Source organism: Hydrogenophaga sp. GW456-12-10-14-TSB4 (genome assembly GCF_059424305.1).
Map to the genome: position 1 here is coordinate 1 of NZ_JBWKZH010000069.1, position 19,620 is coordinate 19,620.

General features: G+C 63.4%; 21 protein-coding genes. 14 read left to right on the plus strand and 7 right to left on the minus strand.

Annotated features, from left to right (window positions below):
• Positions 1-336: 336 nt before the first annotated feature.
• A complete protein-coding gene (locus AC07ZS_RS24715; RefSeq protein WP_143434382.1) occupies positions 337-624 on the minus strand; it encodes a hypothetical protein in 288 nt (95 codons plus the stop codon).
• Positions 621-1,550 carry a LysR family transcriptional regulator gene (locus AC07ZS_RS24720; protein ID WP_067513515.1) on the minus strand — a complete coding sequence of 310 codons (930 nt, stop codon included), beginning with the start codon at positions 1,548-1,550 and terminating at the stop codon, positions 621-623. Before AC07ZS_RS24720 ends, AC07ZS_RS24715 begins: the two co-directional genes overlap by 4 nt.
• 117 nt (positions 1,551-1,667) lie before the next feature.
• On the opposite strand from AC07ZS_RS24720, the gene AC07ZS_RS24725 reads away from it, so the two are divergent.
• The 12 genes from AC07ZS_RS24725 (at position 1,668) to AC07ZS_RS24780 (ending at position 11,218) form a co-directional block, all read left to right on the plus strand.
• Positions 1,668-2,774 (plus strand): YeiH family protein, encoded by a 1,107-nt coding sequence (locus tag AC07ZS_RS24725; RefSeq protein ID WP_067513517.1) that lies wholly within the window; start codon positions 1,668-1,670, stop codon positions 2,772-2,774.
• A 161-nt stretch (positions 2,775-2,935) separates the two neighbouring features.
• Complete coding sequence (locus tag AC07ZS_RS24730; protein WP_008904227.1) at positions 2,936-3,367, plus strand: nuclear transport factor 2 family protein; 432 nt, start codon at positions 2,936-2,938, stop codon at positions 3,365-3,367.
• A gap of 120 nt (positions 3,368-3,487) precedes the next feature.
• Positions 3,488-3,805: a COG4315 family predicted lipoprotein gene (locus tag AC07ZS_RS24735; RefSeq protein WP_231624607.1), complete on the plus strand. Its 318-nt coding sequence runs from the start codon at positions 3,488-3,490 to the stop codon at positions 3,803-3,805.
• Positions 3,806-3,851: 46 nt separating this feature from the next.
• Entirely contained in the window at positions 3,852-4,355 is a 504-nt protein-coding gene (locus AC07ZS_RS24740; protein ID WP_008904230.1) for an RNA polymerase sigma factor, read from the plus strand.
• Between the two features lie 19 nt (positions 4,356-4,374).
• The gene (locus tag AC07ZS_RS24745; RefSeq protein ID WP_067513519.1) at positions 4,375-5,274 is read left to right on the plus strand and encodes an anti-sigma factor family protein; all 900 of its coding nucleotides are present in this window, start codon (positions 4,375-4,377) and stop codon (positions 5,272-5,274) included.
• Between the two features lie 162 nt (positions 5,275-5,436).
• Positions 5,437-6,831 (plus strand): YncE family protein, encoded by a 1,395-nt coding sequence (locus AC07ZS_RS24750; protein WP_062405660.1) that lies wholly within the window; start codon positions 5,437-5,439, stop codon positions 6,829-6,831.
• On the plus strand, positions 6,828-7,187 hold the full coding sequence (locus AC07ZS_RS24755; protein ID WP_008904210.1) for a DUF305 domain-containing protein: 360 nt from the start codon (positions 6,828-6,830) through the stop codon (positions 7,185-7,187). Before AC07ZS_RS24750 ends, AC07ZS_RS24755 begins: the two co-directional genes overlap by 4 nt.
• A 70-nt stretch (positions 7,188-7,257) precedes the next feature.
• Complete coding sequence (locus AC07ZS_RS24760) at positions 7,258-7,791, plus strand: RNA polymerase sigma factor (protein ID WP_050813810.1); 534 nt, start codon at positions 7,258-7,260, stop codon at positions 7,789-7,791.
• Entirely contained in the window at positions 7,788-8,390 is a 603-nt protein-coding gene (locus tag AC07ZS_RS24765) for a hypothetical protein (protein WP_008904212.1), read from the plus strand. The genes AC07ZS_RS24760 and AC07ZS_RS24765 overlap by 4 nt, the downstream gene beginning before the upstream one ends.
• A gap of 85 nt (positions 8,391-8,475) precedes the next feature.
• A complete protein-coding gene (gene sorT, locus AC07ZS_RS24770; protein ID WP_062405656.1) occupies positions 8,476-9,708 on the plus strand; it encodes a SorT family sulfite dehydrogenase catalytic subunit in 1,233 nt (410 codons plus the stop codon).
• Positions 9,705-10,052 carry a SorU family sulfite dehydrogenase c-type cytochrome subunit gene (gene sorU / locus AC07ZS_RS24775; protein WP_008904214.1) on the plus strand — a complete coding sequence of 116 codons (348 nt, stop codon included), beginning with the start codon at positions 9,705-9,707 and terminating at the stop codon, positions 10,050-10,052. The genes sorT and sorU overlap by 4 nt, the downstream gene beginning before the upstream one ends.
• 845 nt (positions 10,053-10,897) lie before the next feature.
• The gene (locus tag AC07ZS_RS24780; protein ID WP_494801177.1) at positions 10,898-11,218 is read left to right on the plus strand and encodes an alpha/beta fold hydrolase; all 321 of its coding nucleotides are present in this window, start codon (positions 10,898-10,900) and stop codon (positions 11,216-11,218) included.
• Positions 11,219-11,367: 149 nt separating this feature from the next.
• Here the strand turns inward: AC07ZS_RS24780 and merA are convergent, their stop codons facing one another.
• From merA to AC07ZS_RS24800, 4 genes are read right to left on the minus strand one after another with little or no spacing between them, the layout of a single operon-like run.
• On the minus strand, positions 11,368-13,038 hold the full coding sequence (merA, locus tag AC07ZS_RS24785) for a mercury(II) reductase (RefSeq protein WP_494801178.1): 1,671 nt from the start codon (positions 13,036-13,038) through the stop codon (positions 11,368-11,370).
• Positions 13,035-13,325 (minus strand): mercury resistance system periplasmic binding protein MerP, encoded by a 291-nt coding sequence (merP, locus tag AC07ZS_RS24790; protein ID WP_494801179.1) that lies wholly within the window; start codon positions 13,323-13,325, stop codon positions 13,035-13,037. Before merP ends, merA begins: the two co-directional genes overlap by 4 nt.
• A gap of 9 nt (positions 13,326-13,334) precedes the next feature.
• On the minus strand, positions 13,335-13,466 hold the full coding sequence (locus tag AC07ZS_RS24795; protein ID WP_494801180.1) for a hypothetical protein: 132 nt from the start codon (positions 13,464-13,466) through the stop codon (positions 13,335-13,337).
• 8 nt (positions 13,467-13,474) lie between these two features.
• Positions 13,475-13,831, minus strand: coding sequence for a mercuric transporter MerT family protein (locus tag AC07ZS_RS24800; protein ID WP_494801181.1), 357 nt, complete (start codon positions 13,829-13,831; stop codon positions 13,475-13,477).
• Between the two features lie 90 nt (positions 13,832-13,921).
• Here AC07ZS_RS24800 and merR point away from each other — a divergent pair, with 90 nt between their 5' ends.
• Positions 13,922-14,332 carry a mercury resistance transcriptional regulator MerR gene (gene merR / locus AC07ZS_RS24805; protein ID WP_494801182.1) on the plus strand — a complete coding sequence of 137 codons (411 nt, stop codon included), beginning with the start codon at positions 13,922-13,924 and terminating at the stop codon, positions 14,330-14,332.
• 574 nt (positions 14,333-14,906) lie between these two features.
• Positions 14,907-16,229, plus strand: a complete 1,323-nt coding sequence (locus AC07ZS_RS24810) for a site-specific integrase (protein WP_494801183.1) — start codon at positions 14,907-14,909, stop codon at positions 16,227-16,229.
• A gap of 210 nt (positions 16,230-16,439) precedes the next feature.
• Here the strand turns inward: AC07ZS_RS24810 and AC07ZS_RS24815 are convergent, their stop codons facing one another.
• A complete protein-coding gene (locus AC07ZS_RS24815; RefSeq protein ID WP_494801184.1) occupies positions 16,440-19,484 on the minus strand; it encodes a Tn3 family transposase in 3,045 nt (1,014 codons plus the stop codon).
• Positions 19,485-19,620 lie beyond the last annotated feature (136 nt).

Here is a 19,620-nt window from a genome sequence, read left to right on the forward strand (position 1 = left end):
GCGAGGCTTCCCCGCGTCAGCGACCCATTGGGCAGCGGATCGCTCAAATCGGCTACTTGTTCAGCGTAGCCTTAGGTTCGACGGCAGAGTCCATGGGCGCCAACGCAAGCGGTCGCTTACCGGTCAGGATCTCAAGCGACCGATCGATTACCTGTACCGGTCGTTCGGCACTGTAGCGAAGTGCAAAGTTCTGGAATGGCCCTTTGCGTCACGGACGAAACGGTGTTCTGGACCATGGGCAGGCCTTCTTCAAGCGCCAGCAGGGAGGGCGAATCACTTCTTTTGGTCCTTCAGTGTCCGTAGCGCAATACCCGCCACCCGGGTTCCCAGTGCTCCTCAAAGTGCGTGATAGACGGGCAATAGTTCACTTTGACCTGATGCTGTTGCAACATTCTGATCATTGCTCTCGCCGCAAATAAAGAAGGAGACAAGGGGTGGCCGTTGGATCGCAATGCCCAAGACATCGCGCGCGGTATGTGGATATGCGGCAGTCTTGACCTCGCCATCCGCATCCGGCATTTGTGCAGGTGAGCCTGCCGTGAATCTCGTTGAAGGTGCGTGGATAAGCTTTGAGCGCCGACTGGCGAGCTGCTCAGGCCTGACCTCGATGGAGTCACATTTCATGGCGCCGTGTTCTCGGCGCCAGATACCTGGTCGACAAATGCCAGCAGCGAAGCGGTGGGCTGTTTGTCGCGATGCACGACCAGGTGAGATTGTCGGAGCTGCCGCGGCAAGGTCGTGGCGATGCGGCACAGGCGGCCGGCCTCCAAAGCGTCGCTCACGACCCACGACGAAAGGCAGGCCACGCCCATACCCGCCTCGGCCGCATGTTTGATCGCCTCCGAACTTCCCAGCTCGATGCTTCGACGGTAGGAGCGCAAGTGGGGCAGCAGACTTTGGTCGGTGGCCTCGCGCGTTCCCGAGCCCAACTCACGCACCAGCCAGACCCCTTCACGCAGTGTCCGCATTGGCACCCGCTCGCCGGCCAGGCTCATTCGTGCCCACGCGCTGTCGGGCGATGTAACGACCACCATCTCGTCCTGGTGCCATGGCGTGACGGCCAGCGCCGCTTGGTGGCAAGGCCCTTCGATCAGGCCCACGTCCAGTTCAAACGCAGCGACCGCGTCACAGATGGCCGCCGTGTTTCCGATCACGACCTTTGAGCGCCAGGCACTGGCATGGCCCGGTTGCGCTGCGACAAAACGGGCCAGCAGCCTGGGCAGCACATAGTTGCCGATGGTGGTGCTGGCGCCGATGCGCAGCGACTGCGCCTGGGCGCTGCCATCGCGGGACATCAACTCGATGCCGGCGGCACCGTCCAGCAGCGCCAGGGCCCGCGGCAGTAACGCACGGCCGTTGTCGTTGAGCAGCAGGCGCTTGCCCGCGCGGTCGAACAGGCGCAGCGACAGCAGCCGCTCAAGTTCATTCACGGCCGAGCTGGTGGCCGACTGCGACAGCGCGATCTCGGCGCTGGCTGCCGTGGTAGTGCCGCTGCGCGCAACCGCCACGAAGATCTGCAGCTGTCGCAGCGTGAGGCGAAGGGTATTCATGGCGGATTTGTTTGCAAAGCGATCAGATGGGTACATCTTAGCGATACAACCCGTTTGACGGGTCATCTATGAAGCCGGAAGCTTCGTCCTCATGAACTTCAACCGGAGGCAAGCAGCATGACCATCAACGTACTTCCTGAGCCACGCACATCGGCCTCTGCATCGGCTTTCGCACGCATGCTCCCCGGCCTGGCCCTGAGCGGCGCCTTGGCTGCCACCGGTATCGCGCTGGGCCGCATCGCCTGGCTGCAGGACCATGGCTTCAGTGCGCTGACGCTGGCCATCGTGCTGGGCATGATCGTGGGCAACACGGTTTACCCGTGGGCCCCGCGCTGGGCGGTAGCCAGCGGCGCCGGCGTCAACTTCTCCAAGCAGAACCTGCTTCGCCTGGGCGTGGTGCTGTACGGCCTGCGGCTCACCGTGCAGGACATTGACCATGTTGGCATAGCTGGTGTCGCCATCGACGCGATGATATTGGGCTCGACCTTCGCACTGGCCTGCCTCATCGGCACGCGCTGGCTGGGCCTGGAGCGCAAGACGGCGATGCTGATCGGCGCTGGCAGTGCCATCTGCGGCGCTGCTGCGGTGATGGCCGCCGAGCCGGTGGTCAAGGCGCGCGCCGAGCAGGTCACGGTGGCGGTGGCCACGGTGGTGGTGTTCGGCACGCTGGCGATCTTCCTGTACCCGGCGCTGTTCGAGCTGAACCGGCACTGGGCGCTGATCCCCGGCGGCGCCAACGGGTTCGGCATCTACGTCGGATCGACCATCCACGAGGTGGCCCAGGTGGTGGCCGCAGCACGTTCGGTGGGCCCGGACGCAGCCAACTCGGCCGTCATCGCGAAGATGGTTCGAGTAATGATGCTGGCGCCGTTCCTGGTGATGCTGTCGGCTTGGCTGGCGCGCGACAGCACCCTGCAAGCCCTGGTGGAGGCAGAGCATGCTCACGCCAAGGGTCAACTCGCTGTGCCCTGGTTCGCCTTCGGCTTCGTCGCGGTTGTGTTGCTCAATTCGCTGCAATGGCTGCCGGCGTCGGTGGTGGCAGTGACGATCGAGATTGACACCGCGCTGCTGGCGATGGCGATGGCTGCGCTCGGCCTGGCCACGCACATCGGCGCCATTCGCAAGGCCGGGGCCAAGCCGCTGCTGCTGGCGTTGATCTTGTTCGGCTGGCTCATCGTCGGAGGCGCGCTCATCAACCGCTGGGTGCCGGCCCTGCTGGGCTGAAGCCTCGAATTCACGGCCCAGGGCCCTGACCCTAAATTTCTTTGCACGCTCTGGAATAGACCGCATGCCGACGCCGTCTGCTCTTTTGTCGGGACCTATCGGACCCTTCGTCCAGCACTCACCCCCCTTCACTTCACACCAACCCTTCATCGGAGCCCACAATGTTCAAGACTTTCGCTTTCGCCGCCACCGCCCTGACGCTCGCCTCCGGCAGCGCCTTCGCCGCCCCCAGCGACGACGCCCGCACGCACTTCCAGGCCATCGCCTCGGGCGACACCCAGATCGTCATGCGTGCCTATGCCGACCAGGCCCAGCTGAACTGGGTAGGCGGCCCACTCGACGGCACCTATGCCACCACCGATGCCATTCGCGGCACCTGGGAGAAGTTCGGCAAGGCCGTCGGCCCACTGAAGCTCACAGTCGGCCAGATTGAAGAATCGGCCAACCCCAAGGGCGCCACCGTCTCGGCCAACGTCGTCTTCGAAGGCAAGATGCCCATCAAGGTGCGCTACGTGCTGACGTTCCGTGAAGGCAAGATCGTCAGTGAAACCTGGCAGATCGACCCCAAGCTGGCGGTGGCTGCGGCTTACTGAACGGCACGCAGCGTGGCTACTCTCCACCAGACCCTAAAGGACAACCCCATGAAGCACCTTTCGACTCTGGCCGCGCTGCTGATCACAGCGGCTTCCTTCGCGGCACCACTCACCGGCGCTATGGCTGCCGACGCGCCGGCCAAGCTCGCCAACGGCGCGCTGGTCGACGCCAAGGGCATGACGCTCTACACCTTCGACAAGGACGTGGCAGGCAGCGGCAAGAGCACCTGCAACGGCGGCTGCGCCGCGCTGTGGCCGCCCGCGATGGCCGCCGCCAGCGACCAACCCGCCGGTGCATACACGATCGTCATGCGCGACGACGGTGCGCGCCAGTGGGCCTACAAGGGCAAGCCGGTCTACACCTACCAGGCCGACCAGAAGCCCGGCGACCGCGCCGGCGACAACTTCAAAGACGTCTGGCACATCATCAAGGAATGACATTTGCTGTCGACTTCCGTCCAGTCCCTCAGGCCACGACCCCCCGATGCAAGACGACGCAAGCCTGCTGAGCTGGGTGCCGCGCCTGCGCCGCTATTCGCGCGCGCTGGTGAACAACCGTGACGACGCCGACGATCTGGTGCAGGACACGCTGGAGCGGGCCTGGGCCAAGTCGAACCTGTGGGGCGGCGTGGCCGACATGCGCGCCTGGCTCTTCAGCATCATGCACAACCTGCACGTCGATGGCGTGCGCCGTCCCAGGCTGCACACCGTGACCATGGACGACGACACGCCCGAAGTGCCGGTGGCGCCGACACAAACCGACAGGCTGGCTGTACTGGATCTGCAGGCTGCACTGGACTTGCTGCCCGTCGAGCAGAAGGAAGTGCTTCTTCTGGTGACGCTGGAAGACATGGCCTATGCCGATGTGGCGCAGGCCCTGGGTATCCCCATCGGCACCGTGATGTCGCGCCTGTCGCGAGGCCGTGAGCGCCTGCGCGGCCTGATGGAAGGCCGCGCAGAACCGGTGCGGCTGAAAGTCGTCAAATGAATATATTGCGAAGCAACCCATGAATACCGACCGTCCGCCACCGTCCATTCCCCCGGTCACCGAGGCCGACCTGCATGCGTTCGTTGATGGCCGCCTGCCCGCTGAGCGCCAGGTCGAGATCGCCGCTTATCTGGCCGCACGCCCTGAAGACGCGCAGCGCCTGGAGGCCTACCGGGCGCAGAAGCGCAAACTGCACGCCTTGCTCGATCCCGTGCTGGATGAACAGCCGCCGCAGCGCCTGCTGAAATCGGCGCGCCCGCGCGCCGTGCCGCAGACGCCTTGGTACCTCCAGCGCCTGGCCGCTGGGATCGCCATCGCCGTCATCAGCGGCGCGACTGGCTGGGGCTTGCGGGGCGGCCTGCCCGCGGGGGGCGACGATGCCGGCCGCATGGCCGCCGCGGCACCCGCCGAGCGCGGCCTGACGCTGGCGTCAGCGGGCGGCTTCGCGCAGCGCGCGGCGGTGGCTCACGCGGTATACAGTCCCGACGCGCGCCGCCCGGTCGAGGTGGACGCGGCGCACGAGGACCAGTTGGTGGCATGGCTGTCCAAGCGCATGGGCGCGCCGATGAAGCCGCCGCACCTGCAGGCCCAGGGCTACACGCTGGAAGGCGGGCGCCTGTTGCCGGGTGGCCAGGGGCCGGTTGCGCAGTTCATGTACCGCAACGAGCTCGGCAGCAAACTGACGCTGTACGTGTCCAACGATGTCGCCGACGTGGGCAGTGCCGCGGGGCCGGACAAGGCACTGCAGGCCGGCGTGAAGAACACAGACACGGCCTTCCGCTTCGCACGCGAAGGTGCGGTCAATGTCTTCTACTGGGTCGACGGTCCCTTCGGCTACGCCCTGTCGTCCGACGCCGACCGCAGCGTGCTGGCGCAGGTGTCGGCCGAGGTCTATCGGCAACTTGGCACCCCGCGCTGAAGGCCAGGGCGGCGTCGGCGCGACGCGCTGTCGGCTCGCGCCAGGGAATGAAACGGCCTGAGCCGCGCTCTTGACCTGAAGCAAGCGCTGGGCAGTGGTTCATCGGCGGCTGCCGGCTAACGACCCAAGCGATCACTCTCCACACCAACTCAGAAAGCACACATGACCACCCAACGCCGCGACATTCTCAAGTACACCCTGGCCGCCGCGGCAGCCAGCGCGCTGCCCGCAGCACATGCCCAGGCCCCGTCCGGCGCTTCAGCGGGAGCCGCAGCCACCGGCATCGACCCGCGCGACCGCGTCTTCATCACCAATGAAGACTCCAACACGCTGGTCGTCATCGATCCGAAGACGAACACCGTCGAGAGCACGATCAACCTGACCAGCTTCGACGAAGACCCGCGGCCTCCATTTCGCTACGTCACCGCCGGCGTGGCGCCGACACACGCGGCGATGATCCACAAGCCGCTGTACCACGGCTGCATCGACGCCCACGGCGCGGTGCCGTCGCCCGACGGCCGGCTGCTGGCCACCAGCGGGCGCGGCTCCAGCAACATTTATCTGATCGACGCCGAGCAGCGCCGCGTCATCGGCAACACACCCAACCCTGCGTCTGGGCCCACCACCAACCCCGAGCGCCTGAGTAGTGGCCTGCTGCTGGGCCGCGAACCGCACGAGCCCACTTTCACGCGCAACGGCCGCGAGCTGTGGGTCACGCTGCGCGGTGAAGACCGCATTGCCATCGTCGGCGTCGATCGTGCCGTTCGCCAGCTCAAGGGGGCCGACAGCCCGGGCTCCAGCGCGGTTCGCCAATACCTGCCCACACTGAGCGGCCCGGCGCAGGTGTGGTTCAACCGTGAGGGTACGTTGGCCTTTGTGGCCAGCCAGAAGGTGTCGAAGATCGACGTGTTCCGCGTCAACCCCGGCGCGGATGGCCACAGCCAACCGCAGCGGCTGACCACGCTGGACATCAGCGCACAGGACAAACCCGGCTTCACGCCCTTCATGAAGACCACACCCGACGGTGCCGAGGTGTGGTTCTCGCACAAGCTGGCTGATGCGGTGTCTTGCCGCTCGACGCAGGGTGGCTTCGACCTGATCGACACCGTGCCACTCGGCATGGGCGCTCGGCCCAACCACGTTGAGTTCGTGCGCAATGCGCGCGGCAGCGTGGTCTATGCCAGCCTGGCGCGCATCGACGATGGTGGCCCCGGCGGCGTGGCGTCGAGCCCGATCGCCATCATCGACCGCAGCGCTCCGGGCGGACAGCGCAAGGTGGTGGGCACCTTCTCCAGCCGTGGCCGCGAGTCGCACGGGTTGTGGACCAACCCCGAGAACACGCTGCTGTATGTGGCCCACGAACAGGACGAGCTGCCCGGCACGCCCAACGCGGGCCAGACCGTGTGCAGTGCATTTGATGTGAGCGACCCGCTGCGCCCGACCTTCATTGCGCAGATCCCCCTGGGCAATCTGACGCTGCCCTCTGGCGCGCTGCGCAACAAAAAGAGCATCAACCTCGTCTACGTGCGTGTGGGCGAGAAGGGCCAGACGGCATGAGCGGCGCGCACACCAGCCACGGCGCCAGCGCCGCGCACACCAGCGCATTCCAGCGGGATATGGACGAATCGATGGCCCGCATGATGCAGGCCATGCACAGCCCGGGCTACGCAGGCCAGGCCGACCAGGACTTTCTGGCGATGATGATTCCGCACCACGCCGGCGCTGTGGACATGGCGCGGCTGGTGTTGCAGCATGGGCGCGATCCTGTCACCCGGCAGTTGGCCGAGGAAATCATTGCCGGGCAGACGGTGGAGATCCAGAGCATGCAACGCCGACTGCACACCCTGCAGCAGCGCACAGCCAAAGGTGCGGAAGCGGAATTTCCGTCGCTGGGTGGGACGCGGGGGCCTTGATCGACAGCCCTAGGGAAAGTACCGATGAGCGCCACGGAATGAACCAAGCCACGCAGCGCTCTTGATCACCATGCTGTTCCAGTCTGCCGAGTCCCGCTATAACCAATGGGTGCGTGAGCACTACCGTTTTTTGCTGCGCAGTGCGTGGGCGCTCACTGGTTCGCGCGCCATTGCCGAAGACGTGGTGCAAGACTGTTTTGCCAACGCCTGGAAGCACCGGGAGCAACTGCGCGACGCTGCGCTGGCACGGGCTTGGCTCTTTCAGATCATGCGCCGCGCCGCCTTTCGCCAGGCCGCACCCAGCATGCAGTCGCTGGACGATGAAGAGCAGCCCGAGCAAGCGGCGCCCGACGCGGGGCTGGACGACAAACTCGATGTCGTCAAGGCGCTCGCGCGCCTGGCGCCCATCCACCGCGAGGTGCTGGTGCTGTTTTATTTCGACGACATGCCCACCGCCCAGATGGCCGAGGCGCTGGAGATCGCGCCCGGCACGGTGTTGTCGCGCCTAGCCCGTGCGCGCGACGCTTTGAAGCTGGCCATGGGGGTACCTGCGACACCCAAGGCCGATGTCAACGTTACCCCGTTTCGCAGGACCAAGACATGAGCCCCGATACCGACGCGCCTTTCCTGCCCGACAGCGAATTCGATTTGCGCGCGCGCGCCGAGTTGGCGATCGCCTTCGAGGCCAGCGACGCACCGGCACACCTGTACCGAAAGCCGCAGCCGCTGCTGGCGCGACGCGGCTTGCAGCGTTTTCTGGCGGCGCTTTTGCTGGCCGGTGGCACCAGCGGCGGGGTGCTCGCCGTGCGACCGCCAGCGATGGTGCGCGACGCGATCGACCACGAATACCACGAGCGCAGCTTGCGGGGCAGTTTCATGGAGCAGCGCCAGTTGCTCATGCACCTGGGCATGCGGGACGCCAACGTGGTGCCCGGGTTTCCCCAACTCATGCGGCCATGCGATATCGAAGGTCACCTCGCTTACCACCTCACCACGTTCTTCGAGAAGGGCGGCATGGTGACGGTGTATGCCTTTGACCAGCCTGTGGACCTGCGCGAGGCCAGCGGCTGGTGGAGCAACGTGCACTGGAAGGTGATCCGCTCGCGCGAGGGCAAGCCCTTGTTGCTGGTGGCCCAGAAAAAGAAGGCACTGGCGGTCGCGCAGACGGCACTGCAGGCACCTCCCGTGTCCGGGCCAGGCTGAGGCACCGCGTCCCTGTCAACGAATCAACCGCTCACCCCTTTCACCCCAACCGGCGCACGACGCCCAACCACCGGAGACCCCAGAAATGAACCAACAACCCACCTCGCTCCCCCGGCGCCACCTGCTGGCCGGCAGCGGCGCTGCTTTGGCTGCCGTTGGTCTGGCCAGCTTTGGCCGCACCGCAGCCGCTGCTGGTGAGACCGCGCCCGTCGCCGTGGCCGGTGCTGCCAAGCCTCTGCCAGCGTACGTGGGCTGGAAGGACCCGGCCAGCCTGATCGTGCACAGCAGCACCACCATTGAGACCAAGCGCAGTGTGTTCGGCACCAGCGTAATCACGCCGTCCGAGCAGCTCTACATCCGCAACAATCTGCCCGCGCCCGACGCCTCGATCCTGGGCAACCGCGATGCCTGGGAGATCAACATCGAGGGGGTGAAGAACCCGCGCAAACTCACGCTGGGCGACCTCAAGCGCATGGGCATCGAGACCACGGCGATGGTGTTGCAATGCTCTGGCAACGGACGCGGCTACTTCCCCAACAAGCCCAGTGGAACGCCTTGGCAAGTGGGCGCAGCAGGCTGTGTGGTGTGGAGCGGTGTGCCGGTGCGCTGGGTGGTGGATGCCCTGGGCGGCGTGGAGGCCGGCATGGCCTACCTCACCGGCACAGGCGGCGAAAAACTCCCCGATGGACTGGACCCCAAGAGCGTGATCGTGGAACGCTCGGTGCCTGCTGCCGCACTCGCCGATGCCCTGCTGGCCTGGGAAATGAACGGTGTGCCGATTTCGCTGGCCCACGGCGGCCCACTGCGCTTGATCGTGCCGGGTTACACGGGCGTGAACAACATCAAGTACGTCAAACGCCTGGCCTTCACCGCTCAGGAGACCGACGCACGCATCATGTCGCACGGCTACCGCATTTCACCGCCCGGCGCGAAGGGCGACCCGTCGCAGCCATCGGTGCAGGAAATGACGGTGAAGTCGTGGATCAACGGTCCCGGCACGGACGGCGCCCCGCTTAAAGCGGGTGACACACAGATCCATGGCGTGGCGTTTGGCGGCATGAACGCGGTGGCCAAGGTCGAGGTTTCTCTGGACGGCGGAAAAACCTGGCAGCTCGCGCGCATGGTGGGGCCCGACCTCGGCCGCTTTGCGTGGCGGCAGTTTGTTTTTGCGGCGCGCCTGCCGGCGGGCCAGTTCACCCTGGCGAGCCGAGCCACCGACACCGCAGGCAACGTGCAGCCCGAACAACGCATGGAAAACGCGGGCGGCTACAACAACACCAGCTGGGCCGACCACGCCGTGAAAGTGAGCGTGGCATGAAGCGCACAATCCAAAAACACGCGTTGGTCGCTGCCCTGTGGTCGTTGGCATTCACAGTGCTGCCCGTGCACGCCGCCGACGATGCCGCGCAACTTCAACAAGGCAAGGTGTTGTTCGGCCAAGGCGCGGTGCCTGCCTGCGCCCTGTGCCATGCGCTCAAGGACGCGGGAGCCGAAGGCGCCGTGGGCCCCAGCCTGGACGAGCTCAAGCCCGATGCCAAGCGCGTGGCCACCGCGCTGCGCAACGGCATTGGGCAGATGCCGTCCTACAACGGCAAACTCAGTGATGCGCAAATTGCCGCCCTGGCGGCCTACGTGGCCAAGGCTTCGGGTGGATCAAAGTGATGGCTGGTTGGCCACAGCGCTGCTGCGCCAACTGACAAAAAGGACGGGATCACCTGCAAACAGCGATCCCGACTGAGTGGCTGACCCAGGGCGGGTCAGCCACTCACCATCACTTGCCTGGTTTGATGTCGGGGACCACCATCCAGCCAGCCCCCATCATCACAACCGCCGGGAACTTCTCGCCGGCCTAAGTCTTGCCCAGCATGGCCTTGTGCTCGCGGTAAGCCATCAACGCTGGCGACACGCCCAGGTGATTGATCGCACCATGCTTGATGCTGCTGCAGTCTTGCTCGTCGAGCTTGCAGATCTCTGCACGCTGTTGTCAACTCTCTAGCAATGTCAACTGCGCGCCTGAAACCTGTCTCTGCGCATTACCACGATGCATGAATAGGAGTGATCGCAATCCGGCACGCCAAGGGCATTCACGTTGAAAACTCGAACGGCAGCAACCGCTGCCAAGCGGCACTCTGGTAGGCGGTCCCAAGACTGACTGCAGCCACTCAGGTTTTGCAGACCGATGGCAGCCGCCGCCGGAACCTGACATTCGCCATCCTGCGAGGCGAGCGTCCGCTGCACCTTCAGCACCGGCCATTCAACATCGACGTGCCGCTCAAGGTGCCGAGTTGATCTGCCCCCCCGCCAGCCGGAAGAGGCTGAAGTGAGTGAAGCCCATCGACTACCAGAAGAATGACGGAGATGAGACATGTCTGCGTTCGTGGCGGTTTGTGGTGAACGCGGGGCGCCGCTATGCCGCGAAAAGTCCTGAATCAATGGCCTGTGGCAGAACGCTTAAAGTCTTGACCACCCCGCGGTAAGGTTCACCACCCTGTTTTCAGCTTAAGACCATGAACGTCAACAAACGCAACAACGTCAAATCCTTGGGAAACAGCGGGCCAGCGATTTTGTTTGCCCACGGGCTTGGCTGTAGCCAATCCGTATGGAGCCGCATCACGCCCGCTTTCGCTGGCACACATCGCCAAATCTTGTTTGACTATGTTGGAAGCGGCAAGTCGCAGCTATCGGCCTTTAGCGCAGTTCGCTACAGCAGCTTGGCCGGCTACGCGCAAGATGTTCTGGACGTGTGCGAAGCGCAAGGGCTGCAGAGCGGCGTCACATTCTCCCACTCGCGCCCGCCTTTTCCAAGCGGCAAAGCTAGCTGCGCTTAACGAGTCAAGCGCGGCCTCCAGTTTTGCCGAGTCATACGCGAGCGCTGTCTGCAGCATGCAGGTTGCCAGCAGCGCGGCTGTCCCGGCCACACGACCAGCACGCACAATGAAGCCGCGCTTGTGCATCAGCGTTCAGCGTCCGCGTGTGTTCACCCCGCGCAGCACGACAACTGCTTCACGTCTTTGAAGAAGGTCTGGGCACACAGCTTCAGGCCTTCCACCATCGTCAAATAGGGAAACATCTGATCGCCCAGTTCCTGCACCGTCATTCGGTTGCGAATGGCGAGCACCGCGGTCTGGATCATCTCCCCCGCTTCGGCCGAGAGGATCTGGGCGCCAATGAGGCGACCGGTCGCCTTGTCGGTCACCAGTTTGACGAAGCCGGTGGTGTCAAAATTCGCCAGCGCGCGAGGTACGTTTTCCAGCGCCAGGGTCCGGCTGTCAACCTCGAAGCCTTCGGCTCTTGCCTGGTCTTCGCTCAGGCCCACGGTTGCCACCTGCGGATCGGTGAAGACGACTGCCGGCATGGCCTTCAGGTCCAGCACCGCATCGCCCCCCATCATGTTGCGTGCCGCGCGTGTTCCGGCGGCGGCGGCAACGTAGACGTATTGCGGCTGGTTGGTGCAATCTCCGGCGGCGAAGATATGGGCGACCGAGGTGCGCATGTGTTCGTCGATGACGACAGCGCCTGAATCATCCACGGCAACGCCAGCAAGCTCCAACCCCAGGTTTGCCGTATTGGCTTGCCGGCCCGTCGCCACCAGCAAGCGATCGCCCTTGAGCTTCTCGGCGCCGGTGTCGATGTGGAAATCGGTGCCGTCGTGGCTCACTGTTTGAATCTGCGTGTGGGTCAGAATCCGCATGCCTTCTACTTCCAGAGCCAACTGAAGTCCGGCACTGATCGCCGGATCTTCCTTGGACAACAGCGTCGAGCGCGCAATGAGCGTGACTTTGGAGCCGAGGCGCAGAAACGCCTGCGCCAGTTCGAGCGCGACCACCGAAGCGCCGTAGACGACCAGATGCTCGGGCGTCTGGTCGGCGAGCAGCGCTGTGGTCGATGTCCAGTACGGGGTCGCGGACAGGCCCGGCGTGGTAGGCGCGATAGGAGAGCGCCCGGTCGCGATCAAGACCCGGTCGGCTATGAGCCGCTGTGGAGCGGCACCCGCTTGCGAAACCTCGATCGTGTGAGCATCGATAAAACGAGCCCGGCCTTGCACCAGAGTGATGCTCGCATTCGATTCGAGGATCGCTTCATATTTGGCGTAGCGCAACTCCTCGACCCGGCTCTGCTGTTGCAAAAGCAAGGCCGCGCGGTCGATCCGAGGCGTGCGTTTGTCGATGGCAGGAAATGGGTGGTGCGCCTGCTGATGCGCCATTTGCGCCGCGCGAATCAGGATCTTGGAGGGCACGCAACCGACGTTGACACAGGTTCCGCCCACCACGCCCGCTTCGACGATGGTGACCGTCGCGCCTTCCTCTGCGGCTCGCAATGCCGCGGCAAAAGACGCCGAGCCACTGCCGATGATGACGACCTTCAGTGCAGCGCCCGCACCTGGAACGGACGTCGGCGGTGTGACAGGAGATGCAGGCTCCTTGACGGCTGCGCTCTCCAGCGTGGCATCGAACCCCTTGGCCCGGATTGCCTTGATGAGCGTTTCCGCTTGAACACCTGCATCGAGCGCAACGGTTGCCTGGCGCGCTGGATAGGACACCGTTGCACTGCGCACACCGCTCACCTGGCCCAGCGCCCGCTGCAGCGTCGATGCGCAGTGGTCGCAGGTCATCCCCGTGATCTGAAAATCAAGCGTTTCCAAGCTCATTTCACCACCTTCAGCGTAGCCGGAAAACCAGCATTGGCGCTCGCCAGACTGAGCTTTTCGACCGAGGTTTTCTGGTCGTCGAAAGTGACCACGGCTTCACGTTTCTCAAGGCTGGCTTTGACTTTTTGAACGCCATCGACCTTGGACAGGGCAATTTTGACCGTGATGGGGCAGGATGAGCACGTCATTCCTTGCACATCCAGCGTCACCGTCTGTATGGCGGCCATTGCCATGGACGACAGGCCAGCAGCACACACCAGCGCGAGGGTACGGATTGTTTTGAACATGAATTTTCCTTAGTAGATGAGAACAATGGGGCAGCAGCCGAAGCGCTGCATGGAAAGCAACATACCCAGAATGCCCAGGTAAACGAGCGACGCCAATGCCAGGGCGCCCATCGCGCACTGGAACCAGGTGTTTTTGAGCATGGCTGGCATCACTCCAACAGCGTCACAAGGTATGGATAGGCCAGGGCGATACCCACAAGCAGCGAGACCACCCAGAAAAGAGCCCGGTTCCGGGGGTTCGTCTGCGGAAGTGCGCACGCCGAGCCGGGCGCGCAGTCGGCAGCAGCCGGTGCCCGATAGATCTTTCGGTAGGCCAGCACCATGCAAAACAATGCGATGGCGATGAAGAGCGGCCTGAAAGGCTCGAGCTTGGTGAGGGTGGAGATCCATGCGCCACCAACGCCCACGCCGACCAATACCAGGGGTCCGAGGCAACAGGCGGACGCTGCCAGCGCGGCCAGGCCACCTCCGATGAGGGTCGATTTGGCAAGTTTGTCTTGTTCCATAGGGTCCTAAAAAATGACTTGATGAGCTACTATAAATTCCGTACTACGGTACAGAGTCAAGCAGTTTTGCCACCTTATTTGTAAAAATTCATGGCTCAAAAAATCACCATCGGAAAAGTCGCCGCCGCTGCAGCCGTGAACGTGGAAACCATTCGGTTTTATCAACGGCGGGGCCTGCTGACGGAGCCGCCGAAATCGCCAGGGGGCTTTCGCTACTACGACGAGGCGACCATCGCCCGCGTCCGGTTCGTGAAGCGCGCCCAAGCACTGGGTTTTTCACTGGAGGAAGTTGTGGGCCTGCTGGCCCTGGAACAGTCCAGCGCTTGCGGGCCGACTCACGATGCAGCCGTTCGCAAGCTGCAACTTGTGGAAGAACGGATCACCGATCTGAAGCGCATCCGATCGACGCTCAAAAATCTGGTGCAGCAATGTGAGGCCGGCCCCGCCGCAGTCTGTTGCCCCATCATTGAATCCTTGGCACACAGCGCGAGCAACAAATAACGTGCGCCCTGCGTTGCCGTCTTTACGGTGGGCCATTACCTTGCGACTTCGTGCCCTTGACACCGTATCTGGCTACGGTCTTATGCTGTCCCGTTGCCAGTACGGCCGCGGAGCAAGCCTATGACCACCAATATTGAATCCCGAGTGCATGCTGTTGAGGACGATGGTGACTCAGCGTCCGCGTTAGACGGTGTGGTGCTGATCTCGTTGTTGTTTTCCTGTTGCCTTTTGCCACTGGCCCTAGCAGGCCTTCCCCTGGCGAGCGCATGGTTGAGCAGCTTTCCGGCTTTCGTTTCATATCGGCCCTGGCTCGCGATAGTGGCACTCATCAGTACGGTAGTGGGCCGGCTGGCACCGGGTCTATCGGCCCGGGTCGAGCCGTCGTGCAAAAAATGAATGTGTCCGTCCACCGGGTATGGGCGCTAAAGTCATTTTCTGGTTGATCACATATTCAACCTGGTCTGTACTGGGCTTACCGTACTTCGAAAAATATCTCTACTGAGAATCAAACACAGCCCATACGCAGCTCGACTCGGGCCTGACTGCACAAAAACGAACGCCTCAAAGACAGTACATGATTGGTCTTGCCCAGTACATTGAGGCTGCCGAGCGCGACAACACGCGCCGAAGCTACGCTTCGGCGATTCGTCATTTTGAAGTTGAGTGGAAAGGTTTGCTGCCTACCACGGCGGATGCCGTCGCCCGCTACCTGGCCGATCACGCAGCTACCCTGGCCATCAACACGCTGCGCCAGCGGCTGGCGGCGCTGTCAAGGTGGCACACCGACCAGGGCTTTCCCGATCCCACCAAATCGACCTTGGTGCGGCAGGTCCTCAAAGGCATTCGCTCCGTTCACAGCGTGCCGGAAAAGCGCGCCCGCCCACTCGAACTGACCGTGCTTCAGCAGGTCGATCAATGGCTCGATACCGCCATCACCAATGCGCAGCGGTCCGGCAACCAGTCAACCGCGCTGCGCCACACGCGCGACCGCAGCCTGATACTGCTCGGATTTTGGCGGGGCTTTCGCTCCGACGAACTGGTCAACCTGCTCGTTGAGAACACCGAGGTCACCCCCGGCCAGGGCATGACCTGCTACCTTGGCCGCAGCAAAGGCGACAGGCAGCGTGAGGGCCGCGTTTTCAGATGCCCCGCGCTCTCCCGACTGTGTCCTGTGACTGCCTTCAATGCCTGGGTCAGCCTCGCTGAACTGAGCGAGGGCCCGGTGTTCCGCAAGATTGACCGCTGGGGCCATGTTGCCGAGGAGAGCCTGCACGTCAACAGCGTGATTCCCTTGCTGCGCAGTCTGTTCGCCGAATCAGGCGTCGAGTCACCTGAGCAATACAGCAGCCACTCCATGCGCCGCGGCTTTGCCGGCTGGGCACGCGCCAGCGGCTGGGACATCAAGGAGTTGATGGAGTACGTCGGCTGGAAGGATGTCAAATCGGCCATGCGCTACCTCGATGCGTCGGATTCCAGCCTGCGAGCCCGGTTCGAGCAGGGCCTGACCGCCCTGGCGCCAGCGGCGCAGTTGCCACGGCCACCACCTCCGCGGCTCCTGCTGACAGAGCTGGCGGGCATTGCGCACCCCCCGGCCGATGAAACAATGCCTATGGCGGTCCTGCGTGTCACGATGACCCTGGCCCGGTTCAGCAAACAGTCGCGCGGCCTGACCCGTGCCCACCGGCTGATCGAGCAGACCTGCTTCGAACGTTTTGCCATGCAGCGTCTGAACACCGAAGGCACACTGTACGAGCTCACAATTCCTCACCTGTCCCGTGAGGCGCTGGACGAGGTGATCGCCACTCTGCTGGACGACATGTACCGCGTTGCCGAGGACAACCAGTGCCTGCTGAAAACCTCGTTTCATGAGCCCGCCACCGATGCACATTGGGATTGAGTCGATGGGTGTACAGGCAGCCAAGTGGGGTCGTTGCCGTAAATGACCACGCTTCTGTGAGAGCAGCGAACCCTTTTCAACGCCATCACCTTGAGCAGCCACGCCTACACGCCGAAGGTACAAGGCCTCCGCACTGCCCACGCCGAGAGCGCACGATCAGCTCGACCGACTAACCAGCGCGTGTGATGGCACCAACTCCGAAAGCTGCGGCTATGACATCTGGGGCAACCGGCGCAGCTTGCGGCGCCTCGCTTCGGCAGGCGTTTCCTCCGCCACTGTGCTTAGCAGGACGCCCGCGTACTTCTCGATAGAAAAGCTCATGACGCCGCGGAAGTTGATGTTCCCGAAAAATACCGGACCCAGCCGCCGCACGATGTCGTCGTTCACACCCCCACCGGCGGACCTCAGCTTGGCGACCACCTCGTTGAGCTTCTTGGTGTTCCACGCGATGATGAGGTTCGTGAGCAATACGTGCGAGCCCGAAATGGCTCGCAGCTCATCGCGGCGACGGCCGCGCTCAGCCGCGATGCGACCGAAGTACACGGCGCGCTGAAGCTGGTGCACCGACTCGCCACGATTCAACAAGGTATGGATCTCGCGGCGGAACTGCTCTTTGGTGAAGTAATCGCACAGATACACGGACCTCAGCATCCGACCGTAATGATCCAAGGCACGATGAAGTTTGTCGCCGATGGCGGCACTGCCATTGCGCGCCAACGCCCAACCCACGCTGATCCGCCCAGTCAGAATGGACGCCACCAAACGCAGCATCACGTCCCAGCCGCGCACGATGGCGCGCTCGGACACATTGGTCAGTGCGATCGCGTCCAGCTCCTCGGGGACCTTGGTCTTGCGTGTCACCCAGAGCTTGCAATCCGGCAGTCCTGCAAGCTGCGGGCAGAGGTCGAACCGAAGGTGCTTGGCCAGCGCCATCGCGCCGTACGTGTAGCCATGGGTATCCACCGCCAGCAGCTGAATCTTGATGCGCTCCTCGCTGGAGCTGTTGTATTGCTCGACACCCTCGACCGCTGGGCCGCCCTGGCGCGTGAGCAGCACGATAGGCTGGTCGTAGAAAACCGGGTAGCTGCCGAGCACATGGGTGTAGATGCCGGCAGCGGGGGTTTTTCGCCGCGGATCGGTGCGGGCGATGCCCAAGTGCCTCGTCGTGTCCATGGCCATCATGTCGGCGGATGCCTTGGTGCCATCGCTCCAAAGTTTCACGATGGGAATACTCTGCTGATACGCGACGACGGCATTGTTCGCAGCTCGCAATCGGCCCGGGGTTTCCAACAGCCGCATGGCGGCAGTCACCTCGGCCACGGTTACGCCGCTGACCATGGCGGCAGCCGACTTGGCATCGATCTCAGTTCCGTGGGCCAGCAGTGCAGCATACAAGGCGATCAGCTCCCTGGTCGTTTTGGCATCGCGGCCTAGCAGCTTGGAGCTGAAGCGGGTCTGGGCGTCCATCTCCAGGATCAGGTCGGGCAACTGGACGGGACCAATCATCTCCTGCACCGCCTGGGCCGTTCTCTTGAGCTCAGGCTCCTCCGCCATCGCGTTCAGTGCGGGCAGACGAACGCAGGCCTGCTCGTCGATCTCAAGCAGGCCGTTGGCCACCCCTTCTTTGACGCGCTGCAGGCCGTCAATGAGCAATGCCATCTGGCGCGCAATCGCGACCTGCGGGTCGACCTCCAAGCCAAAAGCCGTGCAAAACTTTTCTCGATCGCGCTCCCACTCTTCCTCGGGAATGAGGCTGTCGGTGCGGCTACGGAAGTTGGCGCTGTGCGGCACCCACAGTCGCCCGCCCAGCAAGCCTTTGCGGATTCGAAGCAGCGCACAGGCCTTGAATGCCTTCAGCGCCTTGACACGATCCTCGTCGTCGACGAGCGGACGCCAGGCGGTTTCGATGTCCGAGACGTCCCAGTCCTTGGGCAGCTCCTTCAGGCCTTCGGTGCGAATCTTCTTGAGCTGTTCGACGAGGGTCAGATCCTTTTTGCTCTCATCGCCCTCAATGTTGAGGCAGTCCATTGTGTCCAGCACGGTCGCGACCCGTTCGCCTTGCTCCACGAGCGTTTCGCGCACGATGTCGGCGTGGCTGACCCTTGGCATATTTAACACCTCATTGGCAACCCTGACGATCTCCGCGATCCGCTCTTCTGCGGTTTTGTCCGCATCCTGCGCGAGGTTCAGCATGGACTGAACTGACTCGCGGTAGATGCCACTGCGGCTGGCCTGCTTGGACTGCACGCGCTTCGCACCCATGCGCACCAGATCGCTGGTGCGACGCCCCATCCGGAAAATGGCTTCATCTGTCAACTCCCAGAGCGTGGCCTTCAAGAAGCAGATGACCTCCACGATCTGCGTCTCCAGCACGCGGCGGGAGGTCTCGGATGGAGGTCGGTGCGCAACACGCTGCGCGAAAGCCTGGATGCGCGTCTGGGACAGCGATGTGAGGTTCCAATCAGCGACGCCGAGTGTCTTCAGGTAATCGACGCGTGAGGACACCTCCTCCAGGTTCTTGACCCCATGCTTGCCTGCCGAGGTTTTGAGCCATTCGAGGACAGTGGAGTCCTCAGACGGCCCCTGGTCAAACATAATCTTCAAGATCGCGCGCTGACGGGCCGGCTTGACCGCGCCGTTGATGACCTGCATCGCGAGGGTTTCGATCGCGCGGAAGGCTGCATTGGCTCGGTCCTCCAGCGTCGAGATGCCGGGCAGGACGATCCTGCGCTCGTAGAGCCATTCCTCGGCGAAGGTCACCAACTCGGCCTGACTTGCTGCGTCCCGTGCGCGCATGGTGAGCGTGGCGGCCAGCTCCCTTTCTATTTCAGGCGCAAAGACCTCAAACCCCAGCGTCTGCCGTGCCCATGTGCGCTGCTCGCGCAACCGGCGTTCGACGGAACCTTCGGCCTGGGGACCGGCCTTGCCACGGTAGATCGACTTGATGGTCGCGATGGCCGTGGCATCCGTCCCCAATTGGTTGGCCAGCACCTTGACCATGTTGGCCGGAAAGCTGTCCGTCACGCCGGCCAACCTGCCAGTCAGTCCAAGAAACATGAGCTGGAGGGCGTAGCCCAGGCGCAAATCTAGAGGCGGCCGCCCGCGCTTAGCGTTTCCATAGTCATCGACGCGGCTGACGATGGGGATCGCTGCGAGCTGCTCGTCACTGAGCCTGCAGTGCTCGATCGCTTCTGCCTCCGTCATCTTTGAGGGAAGCTGTTGCTTGCCGAGGAACTTGTACCGATAGCTCGCCATCGCGCCTCCAAAGACTGGATTGCGAGCCACTATACGGGCACTCGGCCGCAGGCGCCCGGCGAGTCCGCTTGACTAACTGGTCAGTTGTGAATCGCAGAGCACCACGATGACGACGCCGATCCACTTGAGCTGTCAC

Bases quoted from the DNA above. Each gene is read 5' to 3' on its own strand.
- AC07ZS_RS24715 (WP_143434382.1), bottom strand. From the start codon at position 624: ATGAAATGTGACTCCATCGAGGTCAGGCCTGAGCAGCTCGCCAGTCGG.
- AC07ZS_RS24720 (WP_067513515.1), bottom strand. From the start codon at position 1,550: ATGAATACCCTTCGCCTCACGCTGCGACAGCTGCAGATCTTCGTGGCG.
- AC07ZS_RS24725 (WP_067513517.1), top strand. From the start codon at position 1,668: ATGACCATCAACGTACTTCCTGAGCCACGCACATCGGCCTCTGCATCG.
- AC07ZS_RS24730 (WP_008904227.1), top strand. From the start codon at position 2,936: ATGTTCAAGACTTTCGCTTTCGCCGCCACCGCCCTGACGCTCGCCTCC.
- AC07ZS_RS24735 (WP_231624607.1), top strand. From the start codon at position 3,488: ATGGCTGCCGACGCGCCGGCCAAGCTCGCCAACGGCGCGCTGGTCGAC.
- AC07ZS_RS24740 (WP_008904230.1), top strand. From the start codon at position 3,852: ATGCAAGACGACGCAAGCCTGCTGAGCTGGGTGCCGCGCCTGCGCCGC.
- AC07ZS_RS24745 (WP_067513519.1), top strand. From the start codon at position 4,375: ATGAATACCGACCGTCCGCCACCGTCCATTCCCCCGGTCACCGAGGCC.
- AC07ZS_RS24750 (WP_062405660.1), top strand. From the start codon at position 5,437: ATGACCACCCAACGCCGCGACATTCTCAAGTACACCCTGGCCGCCGCG.
- AC07ZS_RS24755 (WP_008904210.1), top strand. From the start codon at position 6,828: ATGAGCGGCGCGCACACCAGCCACGGCGCCAGCGCCGCGCACACCAGC.
- AC07ZS_RS24760 (WP_050813810.1), top strand. From the start codon at position 7,258: ATGCTGTTCCAGTCTGCCGAGTCCCGCTATAACCAATGGGTGCGTGAG.
- AC07ZS_RS24765 (WP_008904212.1), top strand. From the start codon at position 7,788: ATGAGCCCCGATACCGACGCGCCTTTCCTGCCCGACAGCGAATTCGAT.
- sorT (WP_062405656.1), top strand. From the start codon at position 8,476: ATGAACCAACAACCCACCTCGCTCCCCCGGCGCCACCTGCTGGCCGGC.
- sorU (WP_008904214.1), top strand. From the start codon at position 9,705: ATGAAGCGCACAATCCAAAAACACGCGTTGGTCGCTGCCCTGTGGTCG.
- AC07ZS_RS24780 (WP_494801177.1), top strand. From the start codon at position 10,898: ATGAACGTCAACAAACGCAACAACGTCAAATCCTTGGGAAACAGCGGG.
- merA (WP_494801178.1), bottom strand. From the start codon at position 13,038: ATGAGCTTGGAAACGCTTGATTTTCAGATCACGGGGATGACCTGCGAC.
- merP (WP_494801179.1), bottom strand. From the start codon at position 13,325: ATGTTCAAAACAATCCGTACCCTCGCGCTGGTGTGTGCTGCTGGCCTG.
- AC07ZS_RS24795 (WP_494801180.1), bottom strand. From the start codon at position 13,466: ATGCTCAAAAACACCTGGTTCCAGTGCGCGATGGGCGCCCTGGCATTG.
- AC07ZS_RS24800 (WP_494801181.1), bottom strand. From the start codon at position 13,831: ATGGAACAAGACAAACTTGCCAAATCGACCCTCATCGGAGGTGGCCTG.
- merR (WP_494801182.1), top strand. From the start codon at position 13,922: ATGGCTCAAAAAATCACCATCGGAAAAGTCGCCGCCGCTGCAGCCGTG.
- AC07ZS_RS24810 (WP_494801183.1), top strand. From the start codon at position 14,907: ATGATTGGTCTTGCCCAGTACATTGAGGCTGCCGAGCGCGACAACACG.
- AC07ZS_RS24815 (WP_494801184.1), bottom strand. From the start codon at position 19,484: ATGGCGAGCTATCGGTACAAGTTCCTCGGCAAGCAACAGCTTCCCTCA.